The organism is Bradyrhizobium sp. BWA-3-5 (genome assembly GCF_032917985.1).
GTDB lineage: Bacteria > Pseudomonadota > Alphaproteobacteria > Rhizobiales > Xanthobacteraceae > Bradyrhizobium.
Genome location: NZ_CP136626.1, coordinates 825,960 through 840,250, shown reverse-complemented (window position 1 = coordinate 840,250; position 14,291 = coordinate 825,960). Strand labels below are relative to the sequence as shown.

The 14,291-nt window shown below is 61.5% G+C and carries 15 protein-coding genes, 1 tRNA gene and 1 pseudogene; 4 read left to right on the top strand and 13 right to left on the bottom strand.

All coding sequences use genetic code 11. The features are described from left to right. Positions 1 to 81: 81 nt before the first annotated feature. Positions 82 to 324, top strand: coding sequence for a PilZ domain-containing protein (locus RX331_RS03985; protein ID WP_317258004.1), 243 nt, complete (start codon positions 82 to 84; stop codon positions 322 to 324). A gap of 119 nt (positions 325 to 443) precedes the next feature. Here RX331_RS03985 and RX331_RS03980 read toward each other — a convergent pair whose 3' ends face one another. Together RX331_RS03980 and RX331_RS03975 are read right to left on the bottom strand one after the other, a co-directional pair. After that, positions 444 to 734 (bottom strand): hypothetical protein, encoded by a 291-nt coding sequence (locus tag RX331_RS03980; protein WP_283031922.1) that lies wholly within the window; start codon positions 732 to 734, stop codon positions 444 to 446. Between the two features lie 215 nt (positions 735 to 949). Then, positions 950 to 1,138 carry a hypothetical protein gene (locus RX331_RS03975; RefSeq protein WP_317255349.1) on the bottom strand — a complete coding sequence of 63 codons (189 nt, stop codon included), beginning with the start codon at positions 1,136 to 1,138 and terminating at the stop codon, positions 950 to 952. 170 nt (positions 1,139 to 1,308) lie between these two features. On the opposite strand from RX331_RS03975, the gene RX331_RS03970 reads away from it, so the two are divergent. After that, on the top strand, positions 1,309 to 1,599 hold the full coding sequence (locus RX331_RS03970) for a hypothetical protein (RefSeq protein WP_317255348.1): 291 nt from the start codon (positions 1,309 to 1,311) through the stop codon (positions 1,597 to 1,599). 116 nt (positions 1,600 to 1,715) lie between these two features. Continuing rightward, positions 1,716 to 1,943 (top strand): hypothetical protein, encoded by a 228-nt coding sequence (locus RX331_RS03965; RefSeq protein ID WP_317255347.1) that lies wholly within the window; start codon positions 1,716 to 1,718, stop codon positions 1,941 to 1,943. Between the two features lie 136 nt (positions 1,944 to 2,079). Here the strand turns inward: RX331_RS03965 and RX331_RS03960 are convergent, their stop codons facing one another. From RX331_RS03960 to RX331_RS03950, 3 genes are all read right to left on the bottom strand, one after another. Continuing rightward, positions 2,080 to 2,364 (bottom strand): hypothetical protein, encoded by a 285-nt coding sequence (locus tag RX331_RS03960; protein ID WP_317255346.1) that lies wholly within the window; start codon positions 2,362 to 2,364, stop codon positions 2,080 to 2,082. A gap of 636 nt (positions 2,365 to 3,000) precedes the next feature. Further along, positions 3,001 to 4,932, bottom strand: a complete 1,932-nt coding sequence (locus RX331_RS03955; RefSeq protein WP_317255345.1) for a M48 family metalloprotease — start codon at positions 4,930 to 4,932, stop codon at positions 3,001 to 3,003. A gap of 21 nt (positions 4,933 to 4,953) precedes the next feature. Beyond that, positions 4,954 to 5,601: a LemA family protein gene (locus RX331_RS03950; protein WP_317255344.1), complete on the bottom strand. Its 648-nt coding sequence runs from the start codon at positions 5,599 to 5,601 to the stop codon at positions 4,954 to 4,956. A 139-nt stretch (positions 5,602 to 5,740) separates the two neighbouring features. Between RX331_RS03950 and RX331_RS03945 the strand changes: the two are divergent. Then, positions 5,741 to 5,942, top strand: a pseudogene (locus RX331_RS03945) (HigA family addiction module antitoxin); the annotation flags it as partial. An 891-nt stretch (positions 5,943 to 6,833) separates the two neighbouring features. Here the strand turns inward: RX331_RS03945 and RX331_RS03940 are convergent. From RX331_RS03940 to RX331_RS03905, 8 genes are all read right to left on the bottom strand, one after another. Then, entirely contained in the window at positions 6,834 to 8,015 is a 1,182-nt protein-coding gene (locus RX331_RS03940; protein WP_317255342.1) for a PHB depolymerase family esterase, read from the bottom strand. A 5-nt stretch (positions 8,016 to 8,020) separates the two neighbouring features. Continuing rightward, positions 8,021 to 8,440, bottom strand: a complete 420-nt coding sequence (locus RX331_RS03935) for a CopG family transcriptional regulator (RefSeq protein ID WP_317255341.1) — start codon at positions 8,438 to 8,440, stop codon at positions 8,021 to 8,023. Positions 8,441 to 9,216: 776 nt separating this feature from the next. Beyond that, positions 9,217 to 11,868, bottom strand: a complete 2,652-nt coding sequence (locus tag RX331_RS03930; RefSeq protein WP_317255340.1) for an EAL domain-containing protein — start codon at positions 11,866 to 11,868, stop codon at positions 9,217 to 9,219. A 350-nt stretch (positions 11,869 to 12,218) separates the two neighbouring features. Beyond that, on the bottom strand, positions 12,219 to 12,641 hold the full coding sequence (locus RX331_RS03925) for a DUF1810 domain-containing protein (protein ID WP_317255339.1): 423 nt from the start codon (positions 12,639 to 12,641) through the stop codon (positions 12,219 to 12,221). Continuing rightward, on the bottom strand, positions 12,634 to 13,089 hold the full coding sequence (locus RX331_RS03920; protein ID WP_317255338.1) for an NUDIX domain-containing protein: 456 nt from the start codon (positions 13,087 to 13,089) through the stop codon (positions 12,634 to 12,636). The genes RX331_RS03925 and RX331_RS03920 overlap by 8 nt, the downstream gene beginning before the upstream one ends. Positions 13,090 to 13,225: 136 nt before the next feature. Then, on the bottom strand, positions 13,226 to 13,774 hold the full coding sequence (locus tag RX331_RS03915) for a DUF488 domain-containing protein (protein WP_317255337.1): 549 nt from the start codon (positions 13,772 to 13,774) through the stop codon (positions 13,226 to 13,228). A 12-nt stretch (positions 13,775 to 13,786) separates the two neighbouring features. Then, a complete protein-coding gene (locus RX331_RS03910) occupies positions 13,787 to 13,996 on the bottom strand; it encodes a DUF2945 domain-containing protein (RefSeq protein WP_317255336.1) in 210 nt (69 codons plus the stop codon). Between the two features lie 180 nt (positions 13,997 to 14,176). Then, a tRNA-Phe gene (locus RX331_RS03905) sits at positions 14,177 to 14,252 on the bottom strand. Between the last annotated feature and the right edge of the window lie 39 nt (positions 14,253 to 14,291).

Here is a 14,291-nt window from a genome sequence, read left to right as displayed (position 1 = left end):
TGTATAGCAGCCGGAATTCGCGGTAACGGGATAGTAACGCCCGTGGCGGATTCTTACCCGTTCATCGCGGAGGTCCATGCGGTGGACGAGCACAGAACAACACCACGGCGCCGGCTGTTGAAGACTGGCAAGATGTCGTTCGGCGGCGGAGCAATCGATTGCACGGTGCGTAACCTTTCCGAGACCGGCGCCGCGCTCGAGGTCAGCTCCCCCGTCGGCATTCCCGAACACTTCACGCTGGTGATCGAGGTCAACCATATCCACGTGCCATGCCGCGTCGTCTGGCGGAAGGAGACGCGGATCGGGGTTCATTTCGAATCCTGACCGGCGCGCAGGCATCTCCCGGGCATCCGGCCATCGCCGCCGCGCGCGGCACGCGGCCGCACGCGACACATCTCTTGGTTCAGCCTTGACGATCCAGCCGCGCTAGCGGCCTCGCAGCATCAGTGCCTGGACTCCAGGTTGATCATGACGCCGGTCGGCTCGGGTTCATGCGGCGACAGCTTCGTCAGGGTCTCGTCGCTCCAATAAGCGAGGTTGACGATCATGCCAACGGGCGTCTCCGGCTCGGATGTCTCGGCCGGCTCCAGCACGTTGAGGCCGCCGCTGTCGATGAAGAACGTGTGATCGCCAAACATGCTGCTCAGTTGCGGAACCACCGGATGATCGTCGGGCAACGCCTGCGCCTCGAATTGCGTCAACGCGCGCTCCACCTGTGCCGAGTTCAATTTCATGCACGACTCCTTCACTTGGCTTCTGGTTCTCACTTGGCTTCTGGTTGCTTCAATCCGCTCGCTCTGGCGCGATTGAATTCGGGACAGTGGGGGCTGTTTCCGCCACTTCAACCCGGCAACGGAATTAAATTGGCAATGTTCCGCCATCCGCTGTTTGAACTTCGCTGGATAGCGGCGGGGAACAGGATGGAACACGCGTGTGCGCGGCGGGGCGGCTATTTCCCGTCGGGAATGGGATGGCGTCTCGCCAGCTCATCGATCGGCAGATGCGCCTCGGCATCATCAAGCGCGAAGCGGACGATGACATCCTGACGGCCGATCTGGCCCCACAGCCCCTCCGACGACCATTTCTGCGGCATCGGGCCGCGCAGACCTTCGACCCAGACAAAATACCATTCGGTCATGGATGCACCTTATCAGGCCCGCTGACGCCGCGACCGGCCCTGTTCATACCAGGCCATTTTAGGCATTTCGCCGCGGAAATCAGCCATTTCAAGGCCTCGCACCCGGGAGGGTTGAACCTTTTCCGGCAGGGCCGCGACAATCCGGATCATTGCCTCGAGGATCGCCCGTCATGAATTCGCCAGAGCCAGCCGCCCGGCCTGCCTCGCACAGCAGTTCCGCCCGCCGCATTGCGGTGGCGGTCGTTCTCGGCGGACTGGTCTTCGCCGTGCTGTGGATCACGATGTTCAGCATGGTCGTCTCGATGCTGATCGGCACGACCTGCTGCGTCGTGATCGTTGCCGCAAGTAACCTCTCTGACGTGGTTGAACTGCTGCTCGATGCGGTGGCGTTCGTCGTCTTCGGCATCGCTGCCGTGATCGCGGCGATCTTCGGCGCTATCTTCAGCATCTTTGGATTTTAGCCGCGCGCGTCGCGTCGCACGCCATCGGTCGCTGGATGGCGCTGTGCTTGCCACCCAAATCGAGGCCAGGCTTACGGGGCACGGGAACGGAGCGCACTTGACGACGTTCGTCCTTCATGACTGAGACGACGCCAGCCATCCTTGCCAACTCCTTCCAGATCGCCTGGGACTATCTGGAGCGAACGGGCGAGCTCGGGAACCCCGATCAGACCGCGCAGCACCTGCTCGACACCATCGAGGCGCTGCTCCGGGAGGGCGAGCGACGGCCGCTGCTGCTGTCCAACAAGGCGATTGCCGCCTACCAGCGCTTCCGGGCGGAGCAAGGCCTGCCGATGGCCTCGTAGGGACAGGGCATTAGACACGCTCAGACATGCCGTGCGAATGCGTTTATGCGGGCGGACTCGAGGAGCCTGACGCGGGCCCGGCTCCTCAAGAGCAAATCCTCTAAAGCCAGGCTCTCGAAGCCCCTTCCACGCGCCGTTAGCGCCGCGCCGTGTTCCGCCGATTATACGGCGAGCGGTTCACCGGCCGCAAAGAAATCCCCTCGCGCTGCGCCTTGCTGGCGATCGACGCCGGCGGACGCTGCATCTTGAGGCTGATTACGCCCGTCGGCGTGTTCGCCTTGACCAGCGAGCGAAGCTGCTTCACCTCCTTGTCGCTCCACGGCTGGCGCGAACGGCGCTTGTATTTCGGGTCTGTCTTGCGCGGCCCCTTCTTGCCGATCGGTGATCCCTGCCGTTTCCATGCAGATTGTCGTGCTGCCATGAGTACCTCCTGATGAGGGTATTAAGGCGCGAATCGGCCTAACTGTTCCTGAGGCTCACATGAGGGAAATGAGACGCGCGATGGGCATCGGCCAAAGACTGGATCTCGCTTCCGCCCGTTGAAACTTCGACGGATGGACCACCGATCCAGTGATACGCCTGCCGCGCCCATAGGCCCACCCAACCAAATATCGAAAACAACCCCATGCACAGTAGCCGGGAGCTGCCGGCATCTTGGCGGGCACATTGCGAACCATTTGACACGTCGGGCAAATCACCGGCACGATGGCATCATTGGCGCGGGAAAATCCGGCGATCAAAGCCGCATGGTGTGGCAGGAACCGCATTCAAATGCTTAGATCGCCGCCCAAGGGGCGCATGCGGTCAGCCAATGCTGTGGTACGTGATCTTCATTTCGGTCGCCACGACCGGCGCGTTTGCGTGGTTTGCGCTCGAGCTCGTTGGCCGTCCGGTTCGAAAGTTCTTCGATCTGCGGCGGACCGTGCGCGATCAAATGCTTGTCCTGGCCGATGTCCCGACGCCGCAGGCGCGCGAGACCTGCGTCACGTCGGAACAGATCCGGCAATACGACCGGGACCTGAAAAGAGCGCGCAAGGCACAGGGCGTCTTGCGTGATCTAGCCTCGCAAATGTTCGCATTCGCCGAGAGCGAAAGAGCGGCGTGTATCGCCCTCAGGCCGTTTGGTTTTGATCCCTCGACGGCTGGCAGCGGCCTGATCAAGCTCGCCAATGCGCTCGACCGCCATGGGCCTGAGCGCGCCAGATTTCACAAGAATGTGGCGAGCGCATTGCGGCTTTAGCCAACCCGCTGGCTCAAGCCTTCCTTCGCCCGAACTCCCTGGCTGGACTGTGAACGTCCTGCCGCCACGGCGGGGGTGGCGGGCTCGCCCGCTCGAAGCTGGCTGTCGTGATGGGTCGGGCGCGGCCGGGCGGGAGATGATCTGTTTTGGCTCGACGTGGCCGAACAGGCGCCGCAGCAGCTTGGGTCTGAAGATGCCAATGAGCACCAAGGTGAACAACAGAAGCGGCATGGTGTTCGACGGAAGCTCAGGGCGCTCCGTGGCGCGCGCCGATGAAGCGACCATGCCACCCGGCCGCTGGCTATTGAAAGTGCCGGTGCGGTTCGCCGGCGGCTCGGCAACCTTATAGGCATTCGCGGGCGGAAGGACCGGCTTGTCCTTGGCACCGGGGCATTTGCCGTCCGGATAGGACGGACCGGAGCAGAACGGCCCTGAATTGACCATGCGGGCGATGTCGACCATCTCGGCCGGATTGAACGTGCCGATCAGCCGGGTGAGATTACCGTCCTTTGGCCACCAAATGTAGAGTGCGACGATGCAGCTCACGGCAAGCGGGATCATCAGCTTGGGCGCCAGGCCGATGACGTTGCGGCGCTCGTTCAGTTGCCACTCTTCCCAGGCGATGCAGGCGTTGTGGTATTCGCGGAACGTCTCGCGATCGGTGAGATACAGCCAAAGAATGTTGGTGGCGGGCGGCCGCGGCTTCTCGAGCGGCTTGCCTGACGCATCGAGCGGATAATTCAACGCGGCCGATCGCGGGCGGCGTCCGAACTGCGGCTGCGCCGGGCCCCGGCTGTCGCGGCGCGACCGCGCGGGATTCATCAGCTCCTGCCCCAGCGTGGCGATGGCATCCAGCCTGTCGTTGATGCTGGGATGGCTGCCGGCGTCATGATCGGCCGACCCATCGAACAGCAGGCCCTCGACGCGCGCGCTGCCGTGGAAGGCGCCGCGGCCGCCGATCTTGCTGATGGCGCTGATCAAGGCTTCAGGAAAATGCGTGACCCTGATCGCCTCGCCGTCGGCAACATGATCGCGGCCGAGCTTCAGACTGCGCCGCGCGGCACGCGCCAGCCGCAGCGACAGCGTCGTCGCCGCGGTGCCGGCAAGCAGCACGATCAGCATCGGCGGCATCGCCAGCGGAATGATCATCTGGCGCCAGTCCTCGAACCGCAGTGGATTGTTCATCCGCATGATGACGGCGGTTCGCATCAAGGCGTGATTGGCGGCCAGGAGTTTCGTATCGCCGTGGCGGATGTGCGAGGCCTCATGGGCGAGCACGGCCGCCAGCTCGTCATCGTCGAGCCTCTCCAGCAGACCGCGCGTGACCGCAATCAGCCCCGCCGTCGGCCCCTCGCCCACCGTCACGGCATTGGGTTCGCTGGCCTCGATCACGCCGAAGCGCGGCAGGCGCACGCCGAGCGCGGTGCATTGCTCCTCGGCGATTTGCACGAAGCGCGGCTCGTCCCCGCGCGACACGAGCCGCACGCCGAGCGTCTCCATCACCGCCTTGGCATGGCCGCGATACATCCACCAGAACATGAAGCCGGTCAGCGCGGCGATCGGCAGCGCATAGCGGACGGCATAGCCGACCGGGTTCGAGAGGATGGTGTGCTCCTGGTCCCACATCAGCAGCGGCATCGTCAGCACAAACGCGCCGATCACCTCGAAGGAGACGATATAGGCCAGCACCAGCCACGCCGTGCAGCGCCGGTTATGCGCGGCATGCGTGATGTAGCCGTGAACCGCCATTGCGCCGGCTCCCTTGGGGGATCAGAGGTTGACCTTGACCGGCTCTGCGAATTCCGAGCGGCGCTCGCCGAGCGTGAATTTTTCTCGCGCAGTATTGGCGCCCAACCGGGCGATGAGGTTGCCGGGGAAGGCGCGGCGAACGCCGTTCAATTCCTCGACCGCCAGATTATAGAACTTGCGCGCCGCCGTGATGCGATCCTCGATCCGGATCAGGTCGTTGCGCAGCGTAGAGTAATGCGCGGCGCTGGCCAGCGCCGGATATTTTTCGCTGACGGTGAAGAGGTTTTGCAGCACATTGGCGATCTGCGTATCGGTCTGGATCACCCCACCGCCGCTGCTGAGCGCTTCCAGCGCGTCGATGCGGGAGTCCAGCACATCCCGGATCACGTCGTGCTCCTTCGCCGCGAAGGCGCGGACCACCTCGACCAGATTGCCGATCAAGGTGTGCCGTTCGATCAGCAGCGCATCGACATCGCCGAACGCGGCATCCGCCCGCTCGTCGAGCTGGCCGATCAACGCATGGTGCGAACGGATCTTTAAGCCGAGCCAGAGCACGGCGCCGGCCAGAAGCCACAGCCACCAGTGATCCAGCGCAAAGTTGGCAGCGCGGGCAAGGCGCCCAGAGAAGTCGATCGCTTGAAGGAAGGTTTCGCCGGAGGCTGAAGACATGACAATGGTTTCCTGAAATATGTTTTTCGGAAACCTGTACATTCGGCCGGCTAAGAATCTGCGCTGGCGATGGTTCAAATTGTAACGAGTTCGGTGAGGTCGGTTAAAAGAAGCACCGACTATCACTAGGAGCTTGCAGATGGCAAAGAAACTTCCGCCGATTCACCCCGGCGAAATCTTGCGGGAAGAATTTCTCGTTTCGCTTAAGCTGACACCTTACGATGTCGCCGCTGCGCTACACGTGCCGCGCATCCGGATCGAACGCATCGCGCGCGAAGAATCCCGTGACGGCCGATACGGCGCTGCGGCTAGGCAAGTTCTTCAAGACCGGGGCGGCGTTCTAGCTAGATGAACATTCAGGCATGCTGCGATTCTCGAAACGGCCGAAGACGTGCTCGCACCGCAGATCAAGAAGATCGCGGCTTACAAGGCGGCATGAGCGACAAGTAGCCGGCATGAGCGAAGCGATATGCGGGACGCGACCAGGATCCGGATGTCGCTTCGCTCATCCGGGCTACGCTTGCTACACCTTCTGGAATTAGTCGTATCAAGAGGTTAGGATATAGCGTGGCCCGCGTTTCTTAGGAGGTCCGATCATGACACGGCACCCTTTTCTCGCCGTTGCGCTGATTGGCACCGGAGTGCTCCTCAACTCACCTTCCGACGCACAGCTTTTGCGATGCGAAGACAGAGCCGCGAATTGCCTGGGCAGGTGTACCGACAGGCTAGCTGGGATAAGCGACTGGGGACGCATGAACAAATGTTGGCGCTGCGACCGGCAAGTGGTGAAATGCATGATCGACGCGAACCTGCGCCGGCATAGTACCGACTGAACTCGATGCGCATGCCCGTGCCGGCGTGCCTGGAGGCGGTATGCCCCCTCTAACCGCAAGTCTTGTCGCCGTCTTGCTGATGGCTTGTCCTGCCGTTGCGAATGCGCAACCGAATTGCGAAGCGATACCTCGCGGACCGGCACGCACCGACTGCTACCTCGCCCTGGCGCAGTTCTATCGCGCGCAATCGGATCTTGCCGCGGACAGGGCACTCGCACAATCAGACGCCGCCTGGTATCGGGCAATTACCGGGACAGATCCTCCAAAATACAAACCGCGTCGGCGACGATAGAGCAGCAAGTAGCCTGCACCGAAGCGATAGGCAGGATCAGCGCAACCAGCAAGAACGCGGATGTCGCTTCTCTCATCCGGTTAACGCTTACTGTCGGTGCTTTCCCTTCACCTCGCATGAGACGTCGGCAGTGAATGCTCGAGGAAGAAGCGCAGCATTTCCTTCGTCGCATCCGGTCCTCGCGGATCGGTGTAGGAGCCGGCAGGGCTGCCTCCCGACCATGCGTGCCCAGCGCCGTGGACGTTCCAGTGCTCAGAGATTGCGCGCCCGCTCGCGTCGATGTGGATGGTGCGGGTATAGGCGTGCCCTCCAGGTATCCGCCCGCGATGCACCTTCGTTTTGGTGTTCGTTGTTTTTATGGACTGCTCGAGAATTTGATGGCTATTGCTTGGATGCACCGTAATGTCGCGATCGCCGTGAAAGGCGATGGTCGGCACAGCTGGTCCACCATCTAAAATTCCGTTGCCATCCGCGCCCTGTCGCATGGCGACAAACGCCGAGGGAAGATCAACCGCGGCCCCACAGGCCAGGCCAGAATGTACGCCGATTGCGGCGTAGAGATCGTTGTAAGTTGCCCCCATGATCGCCGCAGCCGCCGCTCCGGCCGACAGTCCACCAACATAGACGCGCTTTGCGTCAACCGAATAATCGTGCATGACTTGGCGAGTGATGCCCGCGATAAGCGAAGGTTCACCTCTGCCCCGCTGCTGGTCCTCTGCGCGAAACCAGTTCCAGCATTTCGCGTGGTTTGCATCGCTGGGCTGTGCTGGATAGACCACAAAGCAGGATTTTTCTTCCGCGATGAAGTTCATCCTCGTACCAGCGGCGAAATCGTCCGGGGATTGGGTGCAGCCGTGCAGCATCACGATCAAGGGAAGCGATCGGTCCTGATGGCGGCTGGGGATGAAGAGCTTGTAGGCACGGCTTCCCGCCGGATTGCTGTAGGTACCTTCGATGAACCGTGTGCCGTCAGGCACGATATCTGAGGGCGACAGCGGCTTGCGCCCAGGCACAGTCCGCAGGTTGAACCTACGGCGCTGCTTTGTGCGATCGAGCAACTCGCGGTGCAAGCGAGGCTCCGCCCGCGCCAGCTCCGGGCTATTCTCCTCAATGGCATTGGCCTTCGCGTCAATGATTGACGGCTGTTTGAGTGTGGGCTGACGGGCGGGCGATATCGGGTCCGGCGCGCTTTCACCGCGCAGCATGCGTTGCAGCAGCTCGGTGGCCTCGACGAGGCGGCCAGCGCGGGTGAGGCGTGTGGCTTCTCCAATCATGTCGTGTCTTAGCATTGCGTTCACCGCGTTCTGTCAGCGAGGGCGGTCTTGACCGCCGGACTGGCCTGCAAAGCGCCCAGCACGCAAATGGAGGCAATTGTGGCGCGAGCGAGTTCGGGCGTGACGTCTTGAGCGATACTGGCAAGCCCCAGAACGTTGATGTGCAGCATCTCCCCGGCTCGCCCCGCTGCTTCGAGATCCTCTCGGCTGAAGTGCCTTAGACCCAGATCCAAATTCTTTCGGGTCGCTGACCGCTTGAGGACGTCCGCGTGACGTTCCAGTTGGTTGCGGATTGCGGTTCGGATGAAATCGGTTCGGTTCGAATAGAAACCTTCCTGAACCATCAGGTCGACCTGGCCAAGATCGACGTAGCCAAGATTGATCGTGATCTTTTCGCTGTCCGAGGGCTTTGGCCGAAGTTCGCTGACGTTGTTTGTCATGATCCAGACCCATCCATTATCCATCCACATGGATGGTGTAGGGATGGATAGTTCGTTTGTCAAGCGTGCCGGAAAGCCGGTGGGTTCTCCTTCTTTGACGTGCAAGGGGAGGTGAAATCATGTTTCCGATCTTTTCCGCGAGCGCCGCTTTCAGAAAGTCGATTGGCGGCGTGCTGGAAAATGCGGGGTACGGGCCGCATGAATTGGCGTGAATCGCCTTTGAACATCCCGATTTTCGACTGCGCCGCTAGGCACAGTTAGCGGCAAGCTCTTTCCCAGCCTTGATTGTGCCCGCGCCAGATCAAACAGGCATACATATTCGATCTCATGCCGAAGGTGAGCGTAGCGCAGCGTCTCATCCAGGCGATTTGCCATCTACTTCTACGAATGGACAGAGGAACCGGATGGCAGTTCGAACCTCGTCAGCAAACTCGTACTTATTGAGGCCCCCTGAAATTAGGCGAACAGGCCGGGGCGCTGGGCGCGGTTTGTGCGATCCTCGCCAACAGTACCGCACGGTTCTGTCCCCAGAGGTCTGCTCGACCTGACGAGCGTTGCCGCGGTTCCGGAAGAATTCGTCATAGGGCGATATAGCGATAGCTGCGCAAGCTTGCTGGATCTGGAAGCGTTAGCAATCCATCTTGCCGTTATTCGTTGGAGTCTCGACGAGTTCGCGCCCAGCGCACTAAATTCAGCGATTTTGCGCTCGCCCTGCGCGCTTCGCATTCAATGACTGTCATCGTAATACATTCGGTTAACATGCAGCGGAGATGCCGCTACGCAACCGCCTGCCGCTCCTTCGCGGACACCGCCGGCAGCAACAATTCCCCGAACGGCACCGGCTCGCTGAAGAAATTCCCCTGGCCGAGGCCAATGCCGAGCGCGCGGATCTTTTCGAGCTGTTCGTGGCTTTCGACGCCCTCGGCGACGATCGAGAGGTTCAAGGTCCTGGCGAGCTGGACGATTGACCCGAGCACGGCAACCGTCTCGGAGCGGCCGATCCTCTCGATGAAGGACTTGTCGATCTTGACCTTGTTGAACGGGAAAGCGGTCAGATAGGACAGCGATGAATAGCCGACGCCGAAATCGTCGAGCGCAATTGAAATGCCGAGGTTCTTCAGGCGTTCGAGGGTCTTGAGATTCTCCTGGCTGTCGGCGAGGAAAACGCTCTCGGTGATCTCAAGCTCCAGCCGGGCCGGTGCAAGGCCGCTGTCGGCCAGGGCGCGCGTCACGGATTCGACGAGATTGCCGCTGGCGAACTGCAGCGCGGACAAATTGACCGCGACCTTGACGTCGTCCGGCAGCCTCACCGCATCGCGACACGCCTTGGCGAGCACGAGATTGCCGAGCTCGACGATCAGCCCGCCCTCTTCCGCCGCCGGAATGAATTCGGCCGGAGCGATCAGGCCTCTGATCGCGTGGCGCCAGCGCGCCAGCGCCTCGACCGATGTCGCGCGGCCGGTGCCGAGCTCAAGCACCGGCTGATAGAACACCTCGATCTCGTCGCGCCAGATCGCCTCGCGCAGCTCGATTTCGAGAATGTTGCGCTCGTCGGCTTCGGCCCTGAGCTCCGCCGAGTAGAGATGGAAGCAATTCCGGCCGGCGTTCTTCGACTTGTAGAGCGCCAGATCGGTATTGCGCAGGATTTCATCGATGCGCGTGCCATGCTCGGGCACCATGGCGACGCCGATACTGCATCCGATCACGACCGGGTGGCCGTCGATTTCATAGGGTTCGGCAATGGCCTGGACCAGCCGGCCGGCCAGCTTTGCGGCGCCGTCCCGCAGGGTGGATAGTCCTGGCGACATGACCAGCGCAAACTCGTCACCGCCGATCCTGGCCGCGATATCGACATCGGTGGCCTGCGCCTTGATACGGCCGGCGACCTGCTTCAGCAGCGCGTCGCCGCAGTGGTGACCGAGCGCATCATTGACGAACTTGAACTTGTCGAGATCGAGCAGGAGTACCGCAAACGGCGTATGGTCCTGCGAATACTTCTCCAGCGCATAGTCAAGCGACGCCCTGAACAGGTTGCGATTGGCGAGCCCGGTAAGGCCGTCATAGTGAGCCAGCCGCTCGATCCGGTCCTCGGAAGCCTTGCGCTCGGTGATGTCTTCATGCGTCGCGACCCAGCCGCCGCTCTCGCGCCGGCCATAGGAAATATAGATGGCGCGCCCGTCAGGAAACTGCACCGTGTTCGAAGTGTGCTCTGCCTCCGCGAGCCGGCCCTTCAAATCGGCCAGATAGGCATCGAGATCGCGCACGGCGTCCTGGTTTGCAAACACCTCCCGGAAATCCATGCCGATCCTGATCTTGTCAGGCGAAAGCCCGTAGGCATCGAGCCATTGCCTGTTGAACGCGATCAGGCGGTCGTTACCGTCAAACATGCTGAGGCCTTGCGGAAGATTTCGCAGCGAGTCCTCGAACTTGCTCACGGAGTCGCGCAATTCACGCTGGGTGCGGTCGAGCGCCTTCTGTCGTCGCCAATGCAGCGCCGTCGCCACCAGGATGATGAAGGTGAGCAGCAACGCGCCGCCGAGATAGATCTTCTGCCGGGCTTGCGTCCGCGAATAGATCTCCTGCTCCGACACGCCGGCAGTGAAGATCAGCGGAAGAGCGTGCGACCGGCGCGCGGTGATCAGCCGGTTGCTGCGGTTCGGGCGGCCTTCGTTGCCGCTCCAATTCCAATATTGGGCATAGAAGCCGTTCCGCAACTCGCGTTCGACATGGCCGGGATTGCGCTGTCCCAGCACCGTGCTCTGGTCTATGCCCCGCGCGGCGAGCACGACATAGTTGGCGTTTCTGAGCACGAGGGTCCCGCCGACGCCGAGCTTTGCGGTGTCGTAGAACCGGCCGATCACGTCCACGCTGATCGAGCCGACCACGATGCCCGCCGGATTCCCGTTCCGGTCAAACAGTTTTCTTGCGAGCTGGATGGTCCATTTTTGCGATGCCCGCCCCAGCACCGGCCTCGCAACATAGAGCCAGTCCTCCGCCATCTGCGTCACCTTGATGAAGTGCTCGCGGTCGCCGAGGTAGAGCGCCGGCCCGGAATAAGCGGCCGTCGTATCGATCAGATAGCCGTTCGACCCGATCAAGGCGAACTGGACAACGTCGCCGGTCGCGATCTGCGCCTTGCCGGCCCAATATTTCAGGTTGAAGGTGGCGGGGTCTTGCGCATAAAGCGCGCGCACGATCTGCAGCGACTGATCGACCCTTTCGAATATCCGCTCGGTATTTTCCTCGAACAGTTCGGCGACGCTGTCGACATGCGCGCGCGCCTGCTGCAACGCGTCCGTCCGCTCCGACGACGTGATCGCGAAATAGCCGATCCAGACCAGCGGCAGGAAGAACAACGCGGCCTGCAGCGGGGCGTTGCGGAAAAATCCCTTCGCAGCTCTGCGGATAAATCGGCGCACGGGAATCACGGCTTGCGATTCCCCGCAAGCCGGAGCCGCTCGGTTGAATTCTCAGAGCATGGCAACGCCGGCCAATATGACATCGAATATCTCCGCCTGAAGCTCTCAAACTCCACGTTGGTCGTGGCCAGGCACCGCCGAGATTTGCAATGCTGTCACGCTAGCGTCGGCAGCCTTAAGTTTCTGTTCCTGCATAGCCTCAATGTTTTGTTAAACCTCCGTGAGATCACGGGGTTAGCGGCGAGGTCCAGGGGCGGCGGTCACGACGCGTGGGTGAGGCATGCTGCTTGCCCGCCCGGAGCGAGCGGGGATCAGCACAACAAACCCGGATGTCGCTTCGGTCATCCAGGCTATGATTGTTAGCCGCCGAGCAGCTCGAGCGTCCGGCGATCGGCCACACCACCATGGTATTTGCCGATCGCGGCAGGAAACGCGGGATCGGAAGACACGGCGGCGAACAAGGTCATCGACGAGCGAAACTTCAGATCGTCGGGGCTGCCGAGAATCTCGCGGATGGTCTTGCCTTCAACGGCGTTGACGAGAGCGGTGCATTCGAGAAGCCGAGGCCCCAGGATATCGTGCTTGAGATAGGCGATCGCCTCGTCGCGCGAGACGATCGCATAGCGCTGCGCCATTTCGCTAAAGCCGAGGCCGGCGAGCTGAGGGAAGATGAACCACATCCAGTGGCTTTGCTTGCGGCCACGGCTCAGCTCGGCCACGACGCGCTGGTAACCCGGCGCTTGCGCGTCGACAAAACGCTTCAGATCAAATGGATCATTCATGGCGGCTTCCTGATTGGCCGACAAGCTCGGCAAGGCGATCGAGCAGCGGCCGCTGGCCTTCGAGAATCTTGGCCCGTGCCGCAGCGAGGTCAAACCATTCCGCGCGATCGATCTCCGGGAATGACTGCATCTTGCCGCTTCCCGGTGGCCATTCGATCTCAAACGAATTGCTCCTGAAGGCGTGAACATCCAGATCACCCTCGACGGCGAAGGCGATCACCCGCTTTCCGGCACGCTGGCGAATTTCGCCTAGCGGTTCGAGTGGCTGCCCCGCAAGCACGACGCCGGTCTCCTCGGCAAATTCACGCGCAGCAACAGCGCTGGCATCCTCCTCGCCATCCATCTCGCCCTTCGGGATCGACCATGCACCCGCGTCCTTGCGTCGCCAGTAAGGTCCGCCCGGATGCACGAGCAGGACTTCCAGCCCCGTCCCGCTGCGACGGTACATCAGGATGCCTGCGCTCAGGGATGATCGACGTGCCGCCTTCAATGATCCTTGCTCCAGCAAGTAGCCATCGCCACGATTTCTTTCTTTATTGACCACCTCTGCGGCTCGCGGTTCTCAAGCGGGCATCCATCGGCGGTCATGAGTCCGGCTGATTCATGGCTGGATAGACGACCGTCCCGTCAGGTTGAACGACGGCGCCTTGCGTAAGGCGGGCAGGCTCCAGGCGACCCTGCCCCATGATGTGGAGAACGGTTTCCCCGCACGCGATGAGATAGTCGGTGACGATCCGACGGTGACAGCGCCACCACACCGCTTCCGAACACATGATCGCGCAACGGCGCTGGTGGCCCGCGTCGCGCAGATGCGAAAGGCCCGCGTGAAACTGCGCCGACAGCGCATAATCGGCATAGTTATGAAAGCTCTCGTTGGTCCAGAAACCGTTGACGGCCGGAGGCACGCTTCGTGTCTTGCCGCGAAGACCGCCTAGATCAGCCACATGCTCATAGGCGATGTCGAAACGCGCCAGGGTTTCGGGAAGCGTATCCTTGTTGAATTGCGGATTGGCTCTCGACCGCGGCACCGTTCTGATGTCTGCGACAAGGTTGATCTCGTCTCCGGTCACGAGCGCAACGAATTCCTCGAGGCTTCGGTTGGAGTGGCCGATCGTGAAGAACGGAAGCGTCACGCGCTGCCTTCGCTAGGCATGATCAAGCGCGCCGCCCTTATGGGCCGCGATATGGTCGGTCTTGTCGCTCTTGATTTCATATTGCGGATCGTCCGGCGAGGCGTGGCGCACATGACCCTTGTAATCGAAATCATGGGTGTGAATGGCGATGATGGTTCCCGAGACTCGACCGGCCTCGGAATTCCATCTGACATGATCGCCGATCTTGAACCTCTTGGGCATTCGAGGCTCCTTCAGGCGCGGAAACTTGGCCGGGGACCGAATTGTGAAGAGGAAATGAGCTTCGCCTGGTCCAAACGATTTTTGGAGCAATCAGGTTCCAGCGCATGATTGGTCGCGCTATCGCGCTCCGCGACGGCGCATAGCGCCCTCACGTCAGACCAATCCGAATTGAGCCAGGAATGGTGCCCAGGGGCGGGATCGAACCACCGACACTGCGATTTTCAGTCGCATGCTCTACCAACTGAGCTACCTGGGCATACCCGAGGGCTGAAAAGCCACGACCGAGCGGGCGGTT